Source organism: Geomicrobium sp. JSM 1781026 (genome assembly GCF_041949955.1).
Taxonomy (GTDB): domain Bacteria; phylum Bacillota; class Bacilli; order Bacillales; family Marinococcaceae; genus Geomicrobium_A.
This window is the reverse complement of sequence record NZ_JBHFQF010000003.1, coordinates 452240-471604: the sequence shown is the minus strand read 5'-3', so window position 1 is coordinate 471604 and position 19365 is coordinate 452240. Positions and strand designations below refer to the sequence as shown.

The window sequence follows — 19365 nt, the reverse complement described above, 5'->3', positions numbered from 1 at the left end:
GTGGAAGTGTGGCGACACATGGAGCTGACAGATACTAATCGGTCGAGGATTTATCCACGCATATGGCGTTAGGATGGGTCACGTCCGCATGCTTCTCCGTTATTCAGTTTTGAGAGAACGATCTCTCAACACACGGTTAAATCTGAGGAAGAAAAGGTCCGAGAAGATCGAGGACACGCAGTTTCGAGCATCGGAGCGTATCGAATACGTGAGAAGCAGAGGAACAAGTGGACGAAGAGATTCGACAGAGATTTTCCCCGGAAGATTTAACATTCATATCCATAGTCAGGTGATGATGGCGAAGAGGTCCCACCCGTTCCCATGCCGAACACGGAAGTTAAGCTCTTCAGCGCCGATGGTAATTGGGGGGCAGCCCCCTGTGAGCGTAGGACGTCGCCTGGCAACCGAAACCACCCTGTTTCCTCTTTGGAAGCAGGGTGGTTTTTTGTGATTGAGAGACGGAAGAAATCTTTGGACGTAAACGGTCGTGCAATCTCTATAAAGCGCTCGATCTAGTTCCATAAACGCCTGTTTGGAAGCAGACGTCCATGGATTGGAAGCAGAATGAAGGCAAAAGGGCATCGATGGGGGATTCTGTTTCCAATCCAAGCGCTTTGGAAGCAAAACACGCGATCACAGGGAAATTGAATGTTCATCCCATGCGAATCCCCTCGTAAAAGCGTCTATGTGGGGATATTGAGGAGAACGCGGGCTGATCTGTGCCCAAATCCCCCCATAAGAAAGCGAAATTCCCCCATGACCACGCTTACGATGGGATTTGGCATTGAATCGTGGGGGTAGATCGTCAAAATCCCCCCATTGCCCACGCACCGAGGCCGGGCGAGGTGCGAAATTAGCCCCATACCCCCTCCTATGGGCTGATTTATCTTCTGTGCCCCGTTTCGTTGGTGAAAATCAGCCCATAGAAACCGGGAATGCTCCCATTGATGAATCTATGGTGTGATTTTAGCCACATCAATTCAAAACCTGCCCAATGCATTAACCACCTGTTTGAGCTCCCTCATAAAAGCACGATAGGTTCGATTGGCAAGATTACCGACTTACCACAAAGATGTACTTAAATAAGAACAGTGCATGACGACAGTTTCTTGCCGTGCAAAAAGCAAATAGAGGGAGCATGAGGGGTTCTTCCCAAGATAATAAGAAGTTAGTGCCGAATGACTAAAAGAAACTTATTGCCGGTTGTATATGGCTTCAGCTGGTCTTCAATGGTGTTGGAAGAGTGATTAATAGGGGCAAGTGTGTGATATACAAAAATCTAGCCCTAGACCGTTAATTAACGGTCTAGGGCTAGATGATTTAAGTAAAGGGGGGGTATGCCCCTTTATAGGAACGGTACTACTCTACGCGATCAGTACTTGGTGATTGTGAAGTTCCACGGCTTTCTTTCTCTTCATATTCTTTTCGTGTTAAAACGTCTTCTACGTGCATGTTGAACTCAACTACTTCAAGACCTGTCATTTCATGGATGGCGTCACTTACGTTTGTCTTGACGGTATCGTAGATATTTGGAATGCTTTTGCCGTACTCGATGATGACTTCAATATCAAGTGCGACTTGCTTTTCTCCAACTTCTGCAGAGATGCCTTTAGAGATATTTTCAGTGCCGCCAAAGCGCTCTGTGAGACCTTGGAAAATACTCCCGCTCATGCCGAGAATACCTTCTGTTTGTCTCGTTGCGATGGCCGTCACTTTCTTTACGACTTCGTCGTCAAATGTCAATTTGAAGCGATCTACTTGCTCAATCTCCTCTTGACGTTCTTCTTCTGCTTTTACGCTTTCTTTCTTAGGTTCAGTTCTTTCTGCTTTAGCTGCTTGTGATTGTGCCATGTTTAACCTCTCCTTTATATAGAATGAAAATTATTAACGCCTTCTTTGGAAAAGCGCATTAATATACCCGGCAACATTAAGGTCACCATCGACCCACTTTCCGAGTATGTAGCCGACAAATAGGAAGATAAACACTGTAATTGCGACAGATACGCTAGCATAGAAAAAGAGGACACTGAACAATATCGCCGCTAGAATACCAATAATTCTTCCACGATAACGAGCAAATACTTCTGTATTCTCCATATTCCCTCCCTCCTTATACTACGCGTTCCCGTTGTGTTTGATCAGAATCGGGCTCTTTAACATTTACTTTAATATTGTCAACAGCAACTTCAAGAAATTGCTCTACGTCTTCTTTTACGGTTCTTTGAATGCGGTCCGCCATCTGTTGGACCGGTTCTTTACCGAAGACGGCATAGCTAATTTCTATATCAATCTTTTCTTCTTCACTATCAATGAACGACTTCACTTGCACGGTTCGGATGCCTTCAAAACTCTTGACGATTCTATAAATCGTTGAATCAATCGTTTGTTTTGAGATCGATAAAGTACCCGTCGGTGTTCGTACATCAAGATTGCCTCGAGATCGAGGAGAAGAAGACTCACCGGTTCGAAAGCTTGCTACAAACAGGATGAAGCTCACTAGAGCCATAAACGCCAGGATTCCGATGAGAACCCAAAACCATTGCTCTGAGTTAGGCCACATTTCAATTTGTAAAAAGATATCGTACACATTAAAAGCGAGCAAGACAAATGCTGTAATCAATAACAGTGTAAGAAAGCTGTTTAGCCCAATAATGAATTGGGTGAAACGATTCATGGCCTCACCTCCGTTGTTAGTTATATACCCAGCTTTATTTTGATTGAAACATCAAAAGTGTGACTTTTGTTTCATGTCGAGTTGAGGAGATGGCGAATTAAATTTGTAGTTTGTAAGAGAAAAATGTTACTCTTTTACTTGTGAGAAGCGATATTTTAGGAGGGCATGTCAAATGTCAAAAATCATAGTGACCGGTCACCGTAATCCAGATACTGATTCGATTACTTCTGCCATTGTTTATTCCTACTTTAAAAAGCAGCGTGGCATAGATGTTCTTCCGATACGATTGGGAGAAATGAATAAAGAAACGGAACATGCACTTTCCTATTTTAATGTGGATGCACCGGTACTTGTTGATGATAATATTGTAGAAAAAGCCGAAGAGCTGATTTTAGTTGACCATAACGAGCGTCAGCAAAGCATCGAACACATAGAGAAGTTTAAGATTACTGAAGTGATCGATCATCACCGAATTGCAAACTTCGAAACGATAGACCCGTTGTATTATCGAGCTGAGCCTGTCGGTTGTACAGCGACGATTCTTTTGAAACTTTTCAAAGAGTACAATGTAGAAGTGCCAAAACAAATGGCTGGGCTTATGCTTAGTGCGATTATATCCGACTCTTTATTGTTTAAATCGCCTACATGCACTGACGAAGATATTCAAGCTGCAGAAGAACTAAGTAAGATTGCTGGTGTCGACGCTAACGTTTATGGATTGGACATGCTTAAAGCAGGTGCAGATTTAACGGACAAGAGCATAAACGAACTTGTTACGATGGATGCAAAAGAGTTCGAGGTTGGCGAGCACAAGCTTGAAATTGCGCAGGTGAACACGGTTGATGTGGACGGATTGCTCGAGCAGAAACAAGCGATTGAAGAAAGGTTGGACGTGATCGTCAAGGATAAAGGGCTTAAACTCTTCTTGTTTGTGATTACTGATATCTTAAATAACGACTCGACCATTTTGGTTGCTGGTGGTGAGGACGAAAAGGTTGAACGTGCATTTGACGTTAAGATCGAGAACCATACCGCTCTGTTAAAAGGAGTTGTATCTCGTAAAAAACAAATTGCACCTGTACTCATGAGGCAATTCTCATAATGGCTCTTCGGTTCTGCAAATCCTTTCGATTTGCAGAACTTTTTTTGAAAACACGAGTAGGAGCTCCTTACATGCATTGTTGTTCGTCATCATGCTACACTAAGGAAAGAATAGGAGGTACGATTTTGAAACAACATGTAAAGCCACTAATGCTTGCGTCTGCTTTTTTTGGGTTGTTCGGTGTGTTTATGGGTGGTCATTTAGCAGGTGCTGGAAGTTATGCGCTGAGCGCCATTCATGCGCACATGCTCGTTGTTGGTTGGCTATCTCTGTTTAGTTGGGGTGTATACTATCAACTGTTCACCGTCAAAGGCTGGCTTGGAACGGCTCACACGTGGACAGCCATTATTGGTACGATCGGTCTCGTATTTGGGATGTGGTTGAATAATAGCATCGGTTCTGTGGTTACGCTCATCGCATTCATTGCAGGCGGTATGATCTTAATGGCAAGCTACGCTTTGTTCTTAATCATTGTGCTCAAACAAAAATAAAATTTCCTGTTTAATCGGGACTTTATTATGAGCAAAAAAAGCAACAGGGTGTTAATCCTGATGCTTTTTTTAGCCTTTGTTTTCATTGTTTAGTACGGTTTCTAATAGTGTAATTTGTTTAATTAAATAATGGCGATACGTACTATATTCTTTAGGGGCTCCATCGGCTTCAATGCGTAAGCGCTCTAACTCACGGCTAAACAACAGCTTCTCGGTGGCATTTAGCATCATTTGCTCCCCTTTGTATCATCTGAATCGTTCCTCTATAGTGTACCCTAGCTTCGCAATTTAAAAACATGGATTGTATGAAAGGAGCTCACTTTTATGAATATTTACCTTTCTGGGTTTGGACGTATTGGGCGTCAGTGGATTGAATTGCTCGATCAAAAACGTGAATTACTAAACGTACATTACGGGTTACGAGTTAAGATCGTCGGTCTGATCGGGCGAAACGGTGCGCTAGTATGTGAAGAGGGTTTTGATATGCGGACCGTTTTGCGATATGAAACACTTGAACAACTAGCGAAAGGTGAAAATCTTGAGTGGACGAAAGAGTGGCATGTACATGGAGATGTATTAGTGGACAGCACCCCAACGTATGAATCCCACGGAGAACCAGGGTACACGTACATAAAGAAAGCTTTGCAGATGGGAATGCACGTTGTGAGCATTTCGAAAGGCGCCCTTCTCCATCATTACGATGAGTTGATGGGTAGTGCTGCAGAAAAAGGACTGAAGATTAAATATAGCGGTGCAACAGCGGCCGCGCTGCCAGCGCTTGATATCGGCGAGCACAGCATTGTTGGGGCAGAATTGCTCGGATTTGAAGGGGTGTTGAATGGAACGAGCAATTATGTACTCACCGAGATGCAAGAGCGAGGCATTTCTTATGAACAAGCGATTGCAGCAGCAAAAGAACAAGGGGTTGCTGAGCCAGATCCTACGCTTGACGTATCCGGTGCGGATAGTGCTGCAAAGGTTGTCCTACTATCGAATGCGCTATTAGGGACGAAGGCAAGAAAACAAGATGTAGACTTGGAAGGCATTGAACAATTCCCCGGCTCTTCGGATAAAGACCGCGTCGTTCGCTTAGTAGCTTCTGCGTATAAACGTGAGGACAACACTGTGCAATTAGCAGTGAAGCCAAAAGCACTTTCACCGGATCATCCACTTGCAGCGATCCGAGGGACGAACAAAGCGATTACGTTTCACACAGTTGAAATGGGTGTGATTACAGTATCTGGCGGGGCGTCCAGTCCGCTAGGCGCAGCAAGTGCAGCGTTAAAAGATTTGATCAACTTAAATAGGTGTTAAACAAACATTTGATTACATGAAACGCCCGCTCAAAGCGGGCGTTTCAACTGGCGTCTGTCCCTTGTTGCAATTCATACATCCGTCGATACGTGCCGTTTCTTTTTAGAAGAACGTCATGAGTGCCACGCTCCACGATCTGACCTCGGTCAAGGACGAGAATTTGGTCTGCATCAATGATCGTTGATAGACGATGGGCGATTACAAACGTCGTGCGTCCATTTTTTAAGGCGTTCATCCCTTGTTGAATATGAGCTTCTGTTTCTGTATCAACATTGGAAGTAGCTTCATCAAGAACGAGAATAGCAGGGTCAACGAGAAGCGCACGAGCAAAGCTGATGAGTTGCCGCTCGCCACTCGACAGCGTGGCTCCACGTTCGGTGACAGGTTCGTCAAGAATCGGCCCAATGATCGTTTCGCCACCGACAAAACGCACGACGCGTTTCACCTCATCTCTAGAAGCTTCCGGTCGACCATACGAGATATTTTCTGCAACCGTACCGGTAAACAAGTAAGGTTCTTGAAGGACAATTCCCATATGCTCTCGCAACGCTCCTGAGCTCATATCCTTCGTATTCAAGCCGTCGATCGTGATCGTCCCGTCGTCTGGGTCATAGAAGCGGAACAATAGATTCATAATTGAACTTTTCCCAGAGCCTGTATGTCCGACAAGCGCAATCGTTTGGCCGGCCTTCGCTTGAAAGGTGAGGTCTTTCAGTACTCGTTTTTCCTTCTCATATGAAAAATGAACATGATCAAACTGCACGTCGCCTTTAGGTCGGATGATCGTGTCATCGCTTAGCGCCTCTCCCTGTTCATCCATTAGCTCAAAGACTCGTTGCCCAGCGGCGCGTGCTTGTTCCAGTTTGGCAAGTTGACTCACCATTTGTGATAACGGTTCAAAGAGACGATTGACCAAATCGACAAATGCATACAAAACCCCAATTGAGAAAATCCCTCCACCTCCACCACTAATCGTCCATATCAAGCCCGTAAATAAGATGTTCTTCAGAACGAATGTGAGATTATGAGACGTGAGTGAATTCAAATTTAATAATTTCGTCTGCGCTCGATAATGCTCATTATTGAACTGTTCAAACTGCTTTTGTGAGCTCGATTCTTGATTAAACGCTTGGATAATCGACATGCCATGAATATTTTCGTTCATGGCCGCATTAATATCCGCGTTTTTATCACGAATTCTCCGATTTAATCCAGCAGCAAAGCGGTGGTATAACTGAATCCAAGCATAAAATAACGGAATAAGCACGAGCGTGAGCAGTGCGAGTCGCACATCAAGAATGAATAAAGCGATGTAAATTCCCGTTAGATAAACGATGCCAGAAAAGAATGTAGCCAGAACAGTCATGTACAACTCACGTACAGCTTCGGTGTCATTCGTCACCCGTGCGACAATTTTCCCAGCAGGATGATGATCAAAAAATCGGACCGGCAGCTTTGATAGATGTTGGAACACATCATTTCGCATTTGTCTCACAATGAGGTGCGCTGATTTCTTTAAGTAAAAGCTTTGCCCGTACTGAAAAAACGAGGCAAACACAATAAGCCCTAAATACAAAAGCAACCAGCGGACGATATGAGTAACTTCTGGGGAATAAAAGGCGAGTACATCACTCGCCCCTAACTCGATCGCTTCACTCGTATACGTCGTATAATTATACTCAACCGACAGTGTACCATCATTGTAATTTCTTTCCCCTGTCGTTGGCAGCGGGTCTTCAGTAAAGAAGAAGCGAGTGCCGATTTGCAAAATTTGTACTTCTTCATCTCTAGGAGCCCCGTTAGGCAAATAAACTTCTCTCGTATAATACGAATCGCCAAATGCTACAGAATGATCGAATTCAACAGACTCGTACCACGGATCTTCAATGCCTGTAAGATGACGGTCAATGACGTGTTTGGCAATGAAAGGGCCCGCTAATTCCGCAGCGACGGCAATGGTCAACATGAGGAGCGCCCAAATAATCATTCGTTTTTGATTCAAAGCATATCGTATGAGCCGCTTGCCTGTTGTCATTTTCATCACCCCTAATTTCGCAATGATTGTTTTGTCGCTTGCGCTTTGTACCAGCCGTTTTGTTGGATCAATTGTTCGTGTGTGCCATGTTCTGTAATCTTTCCTTCATCTAGCACAAGGATGAGGTCAGCCTGTTCTACAGCACTCAGGCGGTGTGCGGTAATGAAAGTCGTTTTATGCTTTCTCTCTTTCCCGATGTTTCGGACGATCTGTGCTTCAGTTTTGGCATCTACAGCAGACAAGGAGTCATCAAGGATAAGAATTTCAGGATCGGTGAGCAGTGCTCGGGCGATTGAAATCCGTTGCTTTTGCCCTCCAGATAAGCTCACGCCATTTTCGCCGACACGAGTTTCCAGCCCATCTGGTAGGAAACGTACATCTTCCGTAAATGCTGCAGACTGGATGGCGTCGTTTATTTGGGCATCTGTCGCATTGGGAGTTGAAAAAAGCAGATTCTCTCGTACAGTGAGTGAGAATAGCAGATGGTCTTGTGGGACGTAGCCGATTAACGACCGCATGTCTTGTTGTGATAGGTCTCTTATCGGTATTCCACCGATGGTCATCTCGCCACTCCCGCTCGGATAGTACTTTAACAGTTGTTTAACAAGTGTTGACTTCCCACTGCCTGTTCGACCAACGACTCCGACCGTTTCTCCTCGATTCACGGTAAAGGAAATCCGGTCAAGCTGGTTTTGTGAAGTAGACGGATAGGAGAAACAGACATCTTGAAATACGATCGGTGCATGGCTCTTCAAAGGTCCAGGAGCATGAGGCTCGGGCACGCTTTTCTTCGTGCGCATCGTATCGTGTACCCGTTCATATGAAGCGCTACCTTGTTGCATAATGTTTACGAGTTCACCAATTGCGAACATCGGCCAAATGAGCATGCCCAAATACAGATTAAATGTGATGAGTTGGCCGAGTGTGAGCTGTTGCTGGAACACAAGGTACGCACCATAACCAAGACCAATCACATAACTGAGCCCAACGACGATATTGACGATCGGATCAAAAAAAGACTCTACACGTGCGACGCGCACAAAGCGATCAAAAACGCCTTTACTTTGTGCTTCAAATTGTTGCTCGTCTGCTTTTTCTTTGCGAAAGGCTCGGATGACGCGCATACCTGCTACCGACTGCAAGACCCGGTCGTTCAGTTTTCCAAAAGCAGCTTGGGCACTTGAGAAGCGCGTATGAATCATTTTGCCGAGAATCGTTACGGTAATGGCAATGATCGGCAAAGGGAGTGCGGCTGCCAGCGTGAGTCGCCAATCAATGACGATCACCATGGCACCTAGAATTAACCCCATAAAAATAACAGCATCCACAAGTGTCAAAATGCCAATACCAGCAGTCATGGAGATGGCTTTCATGTCGTTTGTTCCTCGTGCGAGCAAGTCCCCGGTCGATCTTTTTTCAAAAAATGGTGGGTCCATTAGATACAGGTGGCGCATAAATCGTGAACGTAACGTGCGTTCTAACAAATACGCGCCTCCTAACAGACTGCGCATCCAGATGTAATTGAGTGCATATCCGAGAACGATAACGGTGATAAGTACAGTCGAGAGTTGAATTGCTTCATCAATCCCAAGTGAGCCCCGCTGAAACAAATCAATGGCTGAACCGATTAAAAAGGCAGGAACAAGTTCTAAGATGCTTGCAATAATGAGGATAAGAATCGCAAACAAATACCGCCACTTATGAACGTTGAAAAACCAAGCGAGTCGAACAAGAATTTTTAACATCACACATCACATCTTTCTGTCCAAATAAAAAACGCTGCAGCATAGCTGCAACGTTAAAGCTTTCACGTACGTATACAAGGCGCTGATTGTAAGCGCCGAAAATGAAAGGAGAAGAACAACAATCACTGTTAATGGGCGCAAATCGATGAAATTGTGTGCGAATGTTTATTTGAATGAATCGCATGATTGTGCGCCTCCCCTTGAGTATTCTGAATAAAGAAAAACTATGTAACTATTATACAGAATCTTTCCACGAAAATAAATAATTTTCTTTCATCGATTGTGCTAGAATCAAAGAGAACATTACAAAATATCCCAACGAGGTGAATGGCGTGAAACGTAGCGGGTTGCTGTCGATAGGTGTGATCTGTCTGATGGGTGTAGCCGGCTGTCAAGATTCAGGAGAAGCGAACGTCTCGATGAATTCTGAACCTTCTACACAAGAGAATGCGTCTCCGGTACAACAACCGACCGAGCAAAGTGAGGGTACAGCGTGGTATGACCAATTATCATTTCAAGATTTTGAGCTTGATGCGGGTGGAGCTTCTGGCAAGTATGAGGTCGATTTTGATTATGATGATGGTGTACCTGAAGCTGATATTGAAGATGAAAGGCAAACCCCGCAAATTGAGCTTGGAGGACAAGCTGCCCTTGATCAGCTAGCGTCCTTGCTACCTGAACTGGCGATTGAACAAGCAAGCACACCAGAGCAGATTCAAGCCGAAGTTGAACGTGTATTTCAGTTGGATCCTAACGAGCAATATATCGAAATCGAAATTCTATTCCATGATGGAACGAAAATAAATATATAAACATGTGAGCGCCATGATCGGGGAACAGATCCCTCGATCATGGCGTTTTTTCATAGGCAATGATTGATTCTTACAAAAAAGGGCAAAGAATTAGGTTGTACTACAATCAGAATATCATTCTTTGAATTAACTGTAAGAGAAGTTGATTAAAGGGGGTATTCAATTGATCCGCTGGTTATTGAAATGTTTTTGCTTTCGACCACAAACACTTAAAGGATTGCTGTATAAAAAAGTAGGGAAACAAGTTCAGATATTTACACCGTTTGGCGTCGTAAGCGGCACGGTTGTGGCTGTTAAAGGAGATTATGTCGTTCAAATCGATGCTGATGACCGGGAAGTGCTTACGAATCTATGGAAGATCGAAATGATTAACGAAATCTAAAGGGGGTATGAGAATGTTCCGATTTTGGTTACGAAAAGAGTTGCGAGAGCGGGTAGGAAACCGCATCGAGGTGACGACTGATAACAATATGGTCGATGGGTTACTCGTTGAAGTTGCAAAGGAATATATCGTCATTGAAATCGATGATAGTTATAGCGATGGAAATCTACTATACATCGTAATTCGTGAAATTAACAACGTATGGGATCCAGCTGTAAGTTAAGTCCAAACGTCTCTCCACGCGAGGGACGTTTTTTGTATTTTTTGACCATTCTGATCGGTGTTCGGTAAAATAAGATGAAAGGATAATGGAAGGGGTTGCTCGGATGAGTCAAGCAAGTCGAAAAGTAACGATGATTGTTGGAAGTCTACGAAAAGATTCTCTCAATCGTAAGCTCATGAAGCTTTTACAAGAGGAAATACCAAGTCATTGGTCGGTTGAGGAGGTTGCTATTGGTGAGTTGCCTTTTTACAATCAAGACATTGAGCAAGATGGAGATCCAGAGGTCGTAACCCACATGAAACAAGCCATTCAAGGTGCCGATGGTGTGATTCTCATCACCCCTGAATATAACAGCGGCACACCGGCCGTACTTAAGAATGCATTGGACTGGGCTTCACGCCCGACGAAAACGTCGGTACTTATTGATAAGCCATTTGCCGTCGCTGGCGCATCCCCTGGCGGTGGTGGGACGGCGCAATCTCAAGGTCAAGTTCGTCAAACATTACTGACGATGAATGCTGTCGTCATGCCTGGGCCAAAAATTCTCGTCAGCCGTGCCCATGAAAAAGTGAACGAACAAACGGAGCAAATGGATGATGAGCGAACAAGAAAACATGCAAAACGGTTTTTAGACTCGTTTGAAGCGTGGATGAGCAAATTCTAAAAGTGATAATCGTGGCAATATCAACCCCCTCATCCGTGTATGAGGGGGTGTCTCTTATGATTAAAGTCCGTTAGTGGAAGGCAGCACTCGTCTATATCCCATTCAGGTATTAAACAACTACCCTCCACTTAAGCTTTACCCTTTTTGATCGCTTTTAAATCCACAAAAAAAAGAGCACACATTATGTATGCTCCATGACCCAGAACAAAGGCGGGTATGTAGGGTGGAACGCACATGAATGAACCACCCCACAACGCTAATCTTTTGGCGTTTGTTCCTTGAGTATCCATTCCAAATGTTCGATTTGATCATCGACAACGTCTCGGAATTGACACTCAGGTTGATAAATCTTCTTCTTCACATCTTTAAGGAAGTAGAGATCCCGTTGGAACATGGCCCGTTCTGAATCTGACATAGATACTCACCTCAAGTGTAAAGGTTGACACCTATAATATCGTATATATCCGTTATGCCGAATCGGCAAACGTAAAACTCATTGATGGAGGGGATAATGCTTATGAACTACTTGAAACGGTTGCGTGAAAAAGTAGGGCAGCAACCACTCATTGTAACTGGAGCAACGGTCATTGTTAAAAACCATAAAGGGGAAATTCTCATGCAAAAAAGATCTGATACGAATGATTGGGGTTTGCCTGGCGGTGCAATGGAAATGGGGGAGAGTCTAGAAGAAACGGCTAAAAGAGAATTGTATGAAGAAACAGGGTTGCGCGCAGAGACGTTGCAACTCGTCGCTGTGAAATCAGGAAGAGACTATTACTATAAGTATCCTAACGGTGATGAGGTGTATAACGTAATTGCATTGTATCTCACAGACAATACGTCAGGCACTTTGGCTATAAATGATGATGAAAGCCTAGAGCTTGGTTATTTTTCACTCGATCAACTGCCTTCACCGTTAGAAGGGCGAGCAGCGAAAATCCTAAAAAATGTGCACACTTAAAAAACACAGCTCCTCGTCGTTGGGAGCTGTGTTTTTTAACGATTGCAATACGGACATAAGATGTATTTGACGTGGGCAAGCCCTGTAATGTGTGCCGGAGAGAGTGAATATTTCTGGTTTTGTTCCAGCATCATTTTGTGTCTGCAAAGATCATTCATAGAGACAGACTTGTGTATTAATTTGTTATGATGATCAATCGTATATACACTCATAAAACACCTCAATATAGACAATTTTACCTTAAACATGCCATTATTTTCAATTAACAAGCATTCAATAGTCCTTGTCCCTCCACTTTTTGTGTGCCAAAAGTTATTTCTAATATAAGTTATGGTGGTATGTAGTCAAGACGTAAGAAATACAGTGTAAAGGAGTCATATTTACAAAAGAGGTGATTGTGTGCTTGAACTACTTCAAGCGTCAATTTTAGATTGGGTGTTAACCATTCTTGGGGTTTTCGTGACCAGTGTATTGGCCTATTTTACACCTCGTGTGAAACGAATGCTCAAAATTATCGCGGATCGAGACAACCTCAGCATCATCTCTTCATTAAGCCATTGTGCGGTGGAATGGGTGGAAGAGGAATATTCAGGTGAGACGGGGGCGAGGAAGTTTGAAGAGGCAACGTCTTATGCTGCAAAGTTAATTGAACAATACAAAATCCCAGTTTCTGATGAGTTAATTCGCGTGCAAATTCAACACGGCTGGCAACAAATGCAACAAAAACATCGCGTGCATGAAAAGGGAGACTTGGAAGGTGTGGAGGTGTAGTGGATGGTGACCATTAGAAGTGATTTAATTCCAAGGTCGGCTTCCAATCGCCCGGGAACTCGTCAAAATCCAACCAAAATAGTCGTTCATGAAACCGCGAATACCGCAAACGGAGCGAATGCTGCGATGCATAGCCGTTACATTCGCGGGCAAGATGCTCGCACCAGGTCAGTGTCTTGGCACTTTACGGTAGACGATACTGAAATTCTGCAGCATTTACCGATTAACGAGCGGGGTTGGCATGCTGGCAGCGGCAATGTGAACAGTGTTGGCATTGAACTATGTGTAAACGCCGATGGGAACTGGCAAAGGACGAAAGCGAATGCCGGAGCGCTTATTGCCCACTTACGGACATTAGGCATCACAAACATTACGACACATCAACAAGAGACTGGGAAAAATTGTCCGGCTCGCTTATTGCGAGAAGGTTTTCAAACGTTTGTCCGCGGAATTGGCAGTAGCACATCTAATAGTGGAAATAGTTGGTATGGGAGGTCTGGTGCGGACGTTCGCGAGTTGCAAGAATTGTTGTTAAAAGCTGGAGAGTCACTCCCAGGCGGAGCAGATGGTCAGTTTGGAGATGAGACGTTACGGGCGGTTCAGTCATTTCAACGAAAACATGGAATTAGTAGCCCCGGCAGTTCCTTTTACGGTGTTCCCGGACCTGAAACGATGAATCGATTAAAAAGAATAGGAGGGAGATTCGTGGACTTGCAAAAAACATTGTTTGAAAGTAACAACCGCGCGATACGAGACCTTGTACGTCGTCACGGTGTGAGTGATATGGAGAAGCGGTTGGAAGAGGGCACGCTTCCGTATGAGGACTTAATCGGAACACTCTTCAAAGCGATGCAACAAGAGCCACCAACGACCGTCTCATCCGCACACCAAGCCGCGTGGAAAAAAGCAGAAAACAAACAAGTGTTAAACGGTGAACGACCGAAACACTTCGTCACACGTGAACAGCTGGCATCGGTATTAGACCGAACCGGCAACTTAGACTAGGCGGCAGTAAAGGGTACCGCATTTTTATGATCAATATACGTTGGACTATAGATGTTCCTGATTGTCCTGTTGGCAAATGCTTTTCGTCCAAACTATAAGTGCTACATCGGTGGCCAAATGCCAGCCACGGTGCTATTACGCCGTTCGGATGACAAGGGAGACAGCGGCTCATACCGTTTCGAACGAAACAGATGAGGGTCAAATTGCCACATATATGAGTTTTTGAGGCATTTGATTAAGCGAAACCGTTCTTTCTTCGTATGGATTGTCACACAAACTTCGCCAACTGTCACAAATAAAAATAGTTGAGGCAGTTGGCCCTTTAGATGGTCCCTTTTGAGCGGCCGATTGCCACATATAGAGGGGGAATAAGGATGACTACAGAGTATACAGTTCACGTCTGTTTACCCACATAATCCTCAAGGGCGAGCGTCCATCGGCACCTTCGGTGGCGAAGAAATACCGAAATGCTCCCGTATGTCCCCCGCGCTTCGTCTAACAACTGACTTTTATAGTTGAATTCTACGTTCCGTACATAGGTAATCCGAAGCTGACGTAGTTTTCCCTTTAAAAGGAAGTTTATTTAGATGAACTGGGCGGGAATTTATTATAGGAAATGAGTTATGGATACGTGTGAAGGAGGAACAGTTGTGGCAACCATCGCAGACGAAGTAATGACACACATTGAGAAAGAGATCGACGCGTCCTGGGAAGACGAAGTTGCATTTTTAAAGGATCTCGTCCGTTACCCATCGATCAGTGGTGAAGAGAAACCTGCTCAAAAAATGATCGCAAATTATCTCGAGAAAGAACTCGACATGAAGGTCGATCGTTTCCAACCAAACATTGAAAAAATCAAAAACCATCCAGGGTTTTCTCCAGTTGAATGGGATTATGAAAATAGTGACATCGTTATCGGTCAACATTTTGGAGAGGAACAAGAGAAGAACAGTCTAATTTTACAAGGGCATACCGACGTTGTGAGTCCGGAGCCTGTCGGTTTATGGTCAAGCCCGCCGTATGAACCTGTAGTCACTGATGGGAAGCTGTATGGTCGAGGAGCGGCTGACATGAAGGGTGGACTGGCTGCCATGATCTTTGCGTACCGAGCGATCGTCCGTGCAGGATTTGAGCCGAAATCAAATGTGATGTTGCAGTTTGTACCGGATGAAGAACGGACAGGGAATGGGGCGTTGGCAGCGTTACATGAAGGTTATACTGCGAAAGGGGCACTCATTCCAGAACCGTTCGGAATGAAAGCGGCGGTTGCGCAAGTAGGTAGTCTGTGGTTTCGGGTGAAGTTTCGGACGGTGAAAAAGACGGAGCATGGCAACGTACAAGCCAACGCAATTGAGAAAAGCCAGCAGGTCATTGCTGCTTTAAAAAACTTTGAAAAACAATTAAGTGAATCGGTTACACACCCAGCGTTCGCTGACCAGGATAACCCTCTTGATATGAATCTCGGCGTACTGGAAGTTGGGGATTTTGAATCGAATGAACCGGTGACAGGTAAGATTGAAGGCCGAATAGCATTATTGCCTAATGAGACGGTAAATGAGCGAAAAGACCAGCTTCGTGAATATATCCAACAAACATTTGCCAAAGATGACTGGTTCAATGACCAACCTCCCGAAGTTGAGTTTTACGGGTTTCACGCTGAGGCTACGGTGAGTGATGATCAAACGCCGCTATTCAAAGTGCTAGACGCTTCTCATGAAGCCGTCACAGGTACGTATCCAGAGCGCCGGTCTCTACCTTCAACGACGGATGCCCGCTTTTTCCATCTGTATTATGATATGGATGCCATCTGCTACGGACCAGACGGCGGGAACTTTCACGAAATTGACGAATGGGTTGATCTTGAAAGCGTGAAGAAAGTGACAAAAGTATATGCGTATATGCTCGCTTCTTGGAGTGGACTGAAGCGCATCAAATAATAAACGTTGGCATGTACTCGGTGAAGTGCATGCTTTTTGGTGTTTAGATGCAATGAACTTAACATTTTCCTAATTGCGCAGTTTGTTGTTGCTTTCTACTGCAGGCGGATGCATGCACTCCATAGCATAAGGGTGACATCGGTGGCCAAAAGGCGCCCACCGTGTTTTCTTTACAGTCCATAGTATAAGAGCGACATCGGTTCGTTTATGCCTCCTGGCTACGGTGTGTGGAAAGAAGTCCAAATGCCCCATATATTCATATTTGTGACAGTTGAGAAAGAAAAATCATGATTTAAAACGTGAATGTGCACATAAATGGTGTCAACTGTCACAAATATTGCGATTTGTGACAGTTGCGTGCCGGAAGTGCCCGGTTTGAGGGCTGGATTGTCACATACGTGACCGGCCATCACATGCTTGTGCCAGGTGGTGAGCCTCGGTTACAACTTTCTACCCTTCGGAAAACGTTTTTCGTGTTGCCCCCAACCTTTGCAGTGACGAACAACGATCGGCAACGAGATGAATTTCAACACGCAATACGCAAGCACTCACCCAGAAAGACCTATCTCTGACATCCGATTCAGTGAATTTCTTTCATTCAACGTATACAGATGCATTCGACGTAAGAAGTTTGTTGCGGTAAAATTATAATGATTCAGTTTTTGGGGGTTATTATGGAATTGGTCATCAACAGTCCGTTGCAACCGACACTTTTCAAGCAAAAAATTAGAAGTAATAAAAATGTGTTAGGGAATTTATCCATAGCGAAGCCATTTGGTTTTTTGCTAGGGAGAAATTCGTTTAAAGCCAAGGTTGATAAGTGTGTGGTGTGTGTTATCGAGCAAAAGAAAGAAAATAAAAGAAGAAATTGGAAGGTTTTTGTTCAAGATAAGCATTCAAAGCTGGAACGAGCAGGGGAAATCATCATGGTTTCAAATACGAAAGAAACACTATCCGCTAATGCGACTTTTTATACAGCGACCTTTCAGAATCTATGTTTTGAAATAACAAAACCGTATATGCAACTCGGTAAACACGAATCTTACCTTTACGATGGTCATCAACAACGTATAGCTAGCGTAGTCACATCGTACACAAAGAAACCGAGATTTAAGAAGACGGTGTACGTTCATGAAGACAAGATGTTCAGTGCAGGGGAGCTTGCTTTTTTCGTCGTGGTTTTGAATATGACTCTTTTTGAATCGTAGACATGAGGAGTGGGGAATTATGATGCTAGTTAGCCACGCATCTAAAATATTAAATTATTACGTTTATTTAAAAAACACGTATTTACATCATACATACGGAAATCGCGAGGGAAGATTTCCATACGTTGAACAGCCAAAAGCGTATTTTCTAGAACCGTTTGAAGAAGCTTTTGCGAATCTTTGGAAGTCTACAGTTGTTCAGCTTGCCAAAGATTTGAACAGTGATTCGTTGTTATATGAAACGATGAATGACCGAGTTCGGCACCACCTGTTCTGTCCTTCAGCAAAAGGAGGGGAGCATTACCGATTAACCGAACGAGGCTTTCAACATTGGTGGAAAAGTTTTGCAGGAGGCTTTTCGCTTGAGAGGTCACTTTCAGATGCAATCCATACGTTATATTACGACGTGAATCAACAAAAGGTCGGAGATCGAGCAGTAAGCTTGAGCATCATTTATGATGATGTGGAGCTGTCTACGGTCGTTAGGGCGCCTGGCTTTTGTGTCGTTTCTGTTAAGGAGCTTCTTCTAAAGTACGATGAAGTGTTGGCACGAGTAATTGCTTCGGTTCGAGAGACGTCGTAGGGGGTGTATTCACTCATTAGGGAGGTAATCGAATTCATGAAAACACGAACGAGTTATTCGATAGGGATGAATACCTTTATTATAATCGTGCTCATTCCTGCGATCATCCCGTTATTCGTCAGTCCTCACCCAGTTGGGTTTGCAATTATTGGGTTGACTATTCTTTTGATTGTAGGCTTTTTCATTATTCATTACAAAGTGACAGATGAGCAGCTACACATTTATTTTTGTTTCTTTATACGAGCAAAATCCATTCCCCTTCAGGATATTCAAGCGATTCGACCGACGCGGAGTCTAATTAGTGCACCGGCGGCGAGTATAAAAGATCGCCTGGAACTGGAACGGTCGGGATGGCAAATGCCGATCATCGTTTCACCGAAAGATCAGAGTGGATTTATTGCGCATATCGAGCGCATCCATCCAAGTGTGGATGTTGACCCGCAGTTATCTACTGAAGTTAAAGGAGATGAGGCAAGTGGAGATGACACTGATACATAACGATGATGAAAACGAGGTGATCACATTTCTTTTAGCGAGCACCTGGCCGTTTCATCGTTCGGTATCTTCCTCAGACGAGGAGTATCGAAAAGTGTTTCATTCGTTTTATATGAACAGAAACAATCAGGCTTTTTGGATAGAGAATGATGGCAAAAAGGTCGGACTTTTCGTCATTGAAGACATTAACGATGATATTCCATTTATCGATATGAGGTTAGCTGAACGTGTCCGTGGTCAAGGACTCGGTAAACAGTGTCTTCAATGGGCAACCGATTATGTTTTCCAGTTGCCGCAAAAGAAATACCGTATTGAAGGGCACACGAAAGTGGCGAACATTGCCATGAGAAAAACGTTTCATGCGTGTGGCTATGTGAAGGAAGGGTATTTTCGAGATGCGTGGGAAAACAGTGATGGTTCCTTGGAGGATTGCCTTTGCTACGCCTTTATACGAAGAGATTGGGGAAAGGATACGCCTACGCCGCTACCGGTTGATGAGTTGCCATTCTAATCATTCAGGAAGGGGATTGACATGAACTTACTTTTAATTCTCAGTGGAGTTTTAGTGTCGCTATTCATTTTTAATCTAATCATGCGTAAAGTGCTGGATGTGGAAAAAAGAAGCCATTTTCTCACGAAGTCTGTCAATCGGACACACAGTATCATTGATTGGGGAATACGGATTACGTTCATCGTCTTAATATTTATTGGGCTCGCGTATGCTTATGAAAACCCTGAACCCCTTCCTTGGTTCGTCCATAACTGGATGTATATTTTTCTTATATCGTTTCTCTTACTTGAGGTTGTTCGTGCCTATTTTGAATGGAAACATGATCCGGAGAAAAACCGTTATTTGCATACGCTCTCGCAAGTTGCTTTTCTGCTCGTTGTTGTAATTGTGTTGTACTCGACAAACATGTTTGGTGTTTTAGGGTAAAACATTTTTTTGGCTCACCTTCGTAA

At 44.0% G+C, this 19365-nt stretch carries 23 protein-coding genes and 1 rRNA gene; 17 read left to right on the top strand and 7 right to left on the bottom strand.

Features of this window, described 5'->3' with window-relative positions; genetic code table 11:
• Nucleotides 1–285 precede the first annotated feature (285 nt).
• Nucleotides 286–402 (top strand): 5S ribosomal RNA (rrf, locus tag ACE1TF_RS07670).
• Nucleotides 403–1359: 957 nt separating this feature from the next.
• Here rrf and ACE1TF_RS07665 read toward each other — a convergent pair.
• Genes ACE1TF_RS07665 through amaP form a run of 3 tightly spaced genes read right to left on the bottom strand, consistent with a single transcriptional unit; the run spans nt 1360 to nt 2674 of the window.
• Nucleotides 1360–1851 (bottom strand): Asp23/Gls24 family envelope stress response protein, encoded by a 492-nt coding sequence (locus ACE1TF_RS07665; RefSeq protein WP_375015656.1) that lies wholly within the window; start codon nt 1849–1851, stop codon nt 1360–1362.
• 33 nt (nt 1852–1884) lie between these two features.
• On the bottom strand, nt 1885–2097 hold the full coding sequence (locus tag ACE1TF_RS07660; protein WP_042404396.1) for a DUF2273 domain-containing protein: 213 nt from the start codon (nt 2095–2097) through the stop codon (nt 1885–1887).
• 13 nt (nt 2098–2110) lie between these two features.
• Nucleotides 2111–2674, bottom strand: a complete 564-nt coding sequence (gene amaP / locus ACE1TF_RS07655; protein ID WP_042404398.1) for an alkaline shock response membrane anchor protein AmaP — start codon at nt 2672–2674, stop codon at nt 2111–2113.
• A 172-nt stretch (nt 2675–2846) separates the two neighbouring features.
• Here amaP and ACE1TF_RS07650 point away from each other — a divergent pair, with 172 nt between their 5' ends.
• Nucleotides 2847–3776 (top strand): manganese-dependent inorganic pyrophosphatase, encoded by a 930-nt coding sequence (locus tag ACE1TF_RS07650; RefSeq protein ID WP_375015653.1) that lies wholly within the window; start codon nt 2847–2849, stop codon nt 3774–3776.
• 125 nt (nt 3777–3901) lie between these two features.
• On the top strand, nt 3902–4267 hold the full coding sequence (locus tag ACE1TF_RS07645) for a hypothetical protein (protein WP_238544855.1): 366 nt from the start codon (nt 3902–3904) through the stop codon (nt 4265–4267).
• Nucleotides 4268–4336: 69 nt separating this feature from the next.
• Here the strand turns inward: ACE1TF_RS07645 and ACE1TF_RS07640 are convergent, their stop codons facing one another.
• The gene (locus ACE1TF_RS07640) at nt 4337–4495 is read right to left on the bottom strand and encodes a hypothetical protein (protein WP_375015651.1); all 159 of its coding nucleotides are present in this window, start codon (nt 4493–4495) and stop codon (nt 4337–4339) included.
• A 96-nt stretch (nt 4496–4591) separates the two neighbouring features.
• Between ACE1TF_RS07640 and ACE1TF_RS07635 the strand changes: the two genes are divergently transcribed.
• The gene (locus ACE1TF_RS07635; RefSeq protein WP_042404401.1) at nt 4592–5581 is read left to right on the top strand and encodes a homoserine dehydrogenase; all 990 of its coding nucleotides are present in this window, start codon (nt 4592–4594) and stop codon (nt 5579–5581) included.
• A 43-nt stretch (nt 5582–5624) separates the two neighbouring features.
• On the opposite strand, the gene ACE1TF_RS07630 is transcribed toward ACE1TF_RS07635, so the two are convergent.
• Together ACE1TF_RS07630 and ACE1TF_RS07625 are read right to left on the bottom strand one after the other, a co-directional pair.
• A complete protein-coding gene (locus tag ACE1TF_RS07630) occupies nt 5625–7616 on the bottom strand; it encodes an ABC transporter ATP-binding protein (RefSeq protein WP_375015648.1) in 1992 nt (663 codons plus the stop codon).
• 11 nt (nt 7617–7627) lie between these two features.
• Entirely contained in the window at nt 7628–9361 is a 1734-nt protein-coding gene (locus tag ACE1TF_RS07625) for an ABC transporter ATP-binding protein (RefSeq protein WP_375015646.1), read from the bottom strand.
• A 332-nt stretch (nt 9362–9693) separates the two neighbouring features.
• Here ACE1TF_RS07625 and ACE1TF_RS07620 point away from each other — a divergent pair, with 332 nt between their 5' ends.
• The 4 genes from ACE1TF_RS07620 to ACE1TF_RS07605 all read left to right on the top strand — a co-directional run bounded on the left by ACE1TF_RS07620 (nt 9694) and on the right by ACE1TF_RS07605 (nt 11442).
• Nucleotides 9694–10173, top strand: a complete 480-nt coding sequence (locus ACE1TF_RS07620; RefSeq protein WP_152549174.1) for a YusW family protein — start codon at nt 9694–9696, stop codon at nt 10171–10173.
• A 163-nt stretch (nt 10174–10336) separates the two neighbouring features.
• Entirely contained in the window at nt 10337–10555 is a 219-nt protein-coding gene (locus ACE1TF_RS07615; protein WP_042404409.1) for a hypothetical protein, read from the top strand.
• 13 nt (nt 10556–10568) lie between these two features.
• On the top strand, nt 10569–10778 hold the full coding sequence (locus tag ACE1TF_RS07610; RefSeq protein ID WP_375015643.1) for a hypothetical protein: 210 nt from the start codon (nt 10569–10571) through the stop codon (nt 10776–10778).
• A gap of 103 nt (nt 10779–10881) precedes the next feature.
• Complete coding sequence (locus tag ACE1TF_RS07605) at nt 10882–11442, top strand: NADPH-dependent FMN reductase (RefSeq protein ID WP_375015641.1); 561 nt, start codon at nt 10882–10884, stop codon at nt 11440–11442.
• 256 nt (nt 11443–11698) lie between these two features.
• Here the strand turns inward: ACE1TF_RS07605 and ACE1TF_RS07600 are convergent, their stop codons facing one another.
• Nucleotides 11699–11857: a hypothetical protein gene (locus ACE1TF_RS07600; protein ID WP_193744182.1), complete on the bottom strand. Its 159-nt coding sequence runs from the start codon at nt 11855–11857 to the stop codon at nt 11699–11701.
• Between the two features lie 102 nt (nt 11858–11959).
• Between ACE1TF_RS07600 and ACE1TF_RS07595 the strand changes: the two genes are divergently transcribed.
• From ACE1TF_RS07595 to ACE1TF_RS07555, 9 genes are all read left to right on the top strand, one after another.
• Complete coding sequence (locus tag ACE1TF_RS07595) at nt 11960–12403, top strand: NUDIX hydrolase (protein WP_375015638.1); 444 nt, start codon at nt 11960–11962, stop codon at nt 12401–12403.
• Nucleotides 12404–12802: 399 nt separating this feature from the next.
• Nucleotides 12803–13174 carry a phage holin gene (locus tag ACE1TF_RS07590; protein ID WP_375015636.1) on the top strand — a complete coding sequence of 124 codons (372 nt, stop codon included), beginning with the start codon at nt 12803–12805 and terminating at the stop codon, nt 13172–13174.
• Nucleotides 13175–13177: 3 nt separating this feature from the next.
• Nucleotides 13178–14179: a peptidoglycan recognition protein family protein gene (locus tag ACE1TF_RS07585; RefSeq protein ID WP_052364176.1), complete on the top strand. Its 1002-nt coding sequence runs from the start codon at nt 13178–13180 to the stop codon at nt 14177–14179.
• 650 nt (nt 14180–14829) lie between these two features.
• Nucleotides 14830–16116 (top strand): ArgE/DapE family deacylase, encoded by a 1287-nt coding sequence (locus ACE1TF_RS07580; RefSeq protein ID WP_375015634.1) that lies wholly within the window; start codon nt 14830–14832, stop codon nt 16114–16116.
• A 674-nt stretch (nt 16117–16790) separates the two neighbouring features.
• Nucleotides 16791–17324, top strand: a complete 534-nt coding sequence (locus tag ACE1TF_RS07575; protein WP_375015632.1) for a hypothetical protein — start codon at nt 16791–16793, stop codon at nt 17322–17324.
• A gap of 19 nt (nt 17325–17343) precedes the next feature.
• Complete coding sequence (locus ACE1TF_RS07570) at nt 17344–17907, top strand: hypothetical protein (RefSeq protein WP_375015630.1); 564 nt, start codon at nt 17344–17346, stop codon at nt 17905–17907.
• 36 nt (nt 17908–17943) lie between these two features.
• Nucleotides 17944–18405: a PH domain-containing protein gene (locus ACE1TF_RS07565; protein ID WP_375015628.1), complete on the top strand. Its 462-nt coding sequence runs from the start codon at nt 17944–17946 to the stop codon at nt 18403–18405.
• Nucleotides 18389–18913 (top strand): GNAT family N-acetyltransferase, encoded by a 525-nt coding sequence (locus ACE1TF_RS07560; RefSeq protein ID WP_375015626.1) that lies wholly within the window; start codon nt 18389–18391, stop codon nt 18911–18913. The genes ACE1TF_RS07565 and ACE1TF_RS07560 overlap by 17 nt, the downstream gene beginning before the upstream one ends.
• A gap of 21 nt (nt 18914–18934) precedes the next feature.
• A complete protein-coding gene (locus ACE1TF_RS07555) occupies nt 18935–19339 on the top strand; it encodes a DUF4181 domain-containing protein (RefSeq protein WP_375015624.1) in 405 nt (134 codons plus the stop codon).
• The last annotated feature ends 26 nt before the right edge of the window (nt 19340–19365 follow it).

What these genes read in the sequence shown, in the direction of transcription:
- ACE1TF_RS07665 (WP_375015656.1), bottom strand. Translation starts at nt 1,851, where the DNA reads ATGGCACAATCACAAGCAGCTAAAGCAGAAAGAACTGAACCTAAGAAA.
- ACE1TF_RS07660 (WP_042404396.1), bottom strand. Translation starts at nt 2,097, where the DNA reads ATGGAGAATACAGAAGTATTTGCTCGTTATCGTGGAAGAATTATTGGT.
- amaP (WP_042404398.1), bottom strand. Translation starts at nt 2,674, where the DNA reads ATGAATCGTTTCACCCAATTCATTATTGGGCTAAACAGCTTTCTTACA.
- ACE1TF_RS07650 (WP_375015653.1), top strand. Translation starts at nt 2,847, where the DNA reads ATGTCAAAAATCATAGTGACCGGTCACCGTAATCCAGATACTGATTCG.
- ACE1TF_RS07640 (WP_375015651.1), bottom strand. Translation starts at nt 4,495, where the DNA reads ATGCTAAATGCCACCGAGAAGCTGTTGTTTAGCCGTGAGTTAGAGCGC.
- ACE1TF_RS07635 (WP_042404401.1), top strand. Translation starts at nt 4,592, where the DNA reads ATGAATATTTACCTTTCTGGGTTTGGACGTATTGGGCGTCAGTGGATT.
- ACE1TF_RS07630 (WP_375015648.1), bottom strand. Translation starts at nt 7,616, where the DNA reads ATGACAACAGGCAAGCGGCTCATACGATATGCTTTGAATCAAAAACGA.
- ACE1TF_RS07625 (WP_375015646.1), bottom strand. Translation starts at nt 9,361, where the DNA reads ATGTTAAAAATTCTTGTTCGACTCGCTTGGTTTTTCAACGTTCATAAG.
- ACE1TF_RS07610 (WP_375015643.1), top strand. Translation starts at nt 10,569, where the DNA reads ATGTTCCGATTTTGGTTACGAAAAGAGTTGCGAGAGCGGGTAGGAAAC.
- ACE1TF_RS07605 (WP_375015641.1), top strand. Translation starts at nt 10,882, where the DNA reads ATGAGTCAAGCAAGTCGAAAAGTAACGATGATTGTTGGAAGTCTACGA.
- ACE1TF_RS07600 (WP_193744182.1), bottom strand. Translation starts at nt 11,857, where the DNA reads ATGTCAGATTCAGAACGGGCCATGTTCCAACGGGATCTCTACTTCCTT.
- ACE1TF_RS07595 (WP_375015638.1), top strand. Translation starts at nt 11,960, where the DNA reads ATGAACTACTTGAAACGGTTGCGTGAAAAAGTAGGGCAGCAACCACTC.
- ACE1TF_RS07585 (WP_052364176.1), top strand. Translation starts at nt 13,178, where the DNA reads ATGGTGACCATTAGAAGTGATTTAATTCCAAGGTCGGCTTCCAATCGC.
- ACE1TF_RS07575 (WP_375015632.1), top strand. Translation starts at nt 16,791, where the DNA reads ATGGAATTGGTCATCAACAGTCCGTTGCAACCGACACTTTTCAAGCAA.
- ACE1TF_RS07570 (WP_375015630.1), top strand. Translation starts at nt 17,344, where the DNA reads ATGATGCTAGTTAGCCACGCATCTAAAATATTAAATTATTACGTTTAT.
- ACE1TF_RS07565 (WP_375015628.1), top strand. Translation starts at nt 17,944, where the DNA reads ATGAAAACACGAACGAGTTATTCGATAGGGATGAATACCTTTATTATA.
- ACE1TF_RS07560 (WP_375015626.1), top strand. Translation starts at nt 18,389, where the DNA reads ATGACACTGATACATAACGATGATGAAAACGAGGTGATCACATTTCTT.
- ACE1TF_RS07555 (WP_375015624.1), top strand. Translation starts at nt 18,935, where the DNA reads ATGAACTTACTTTTAATTCTCAGTGGAGTTTTAGTGTCGCTATTCATT.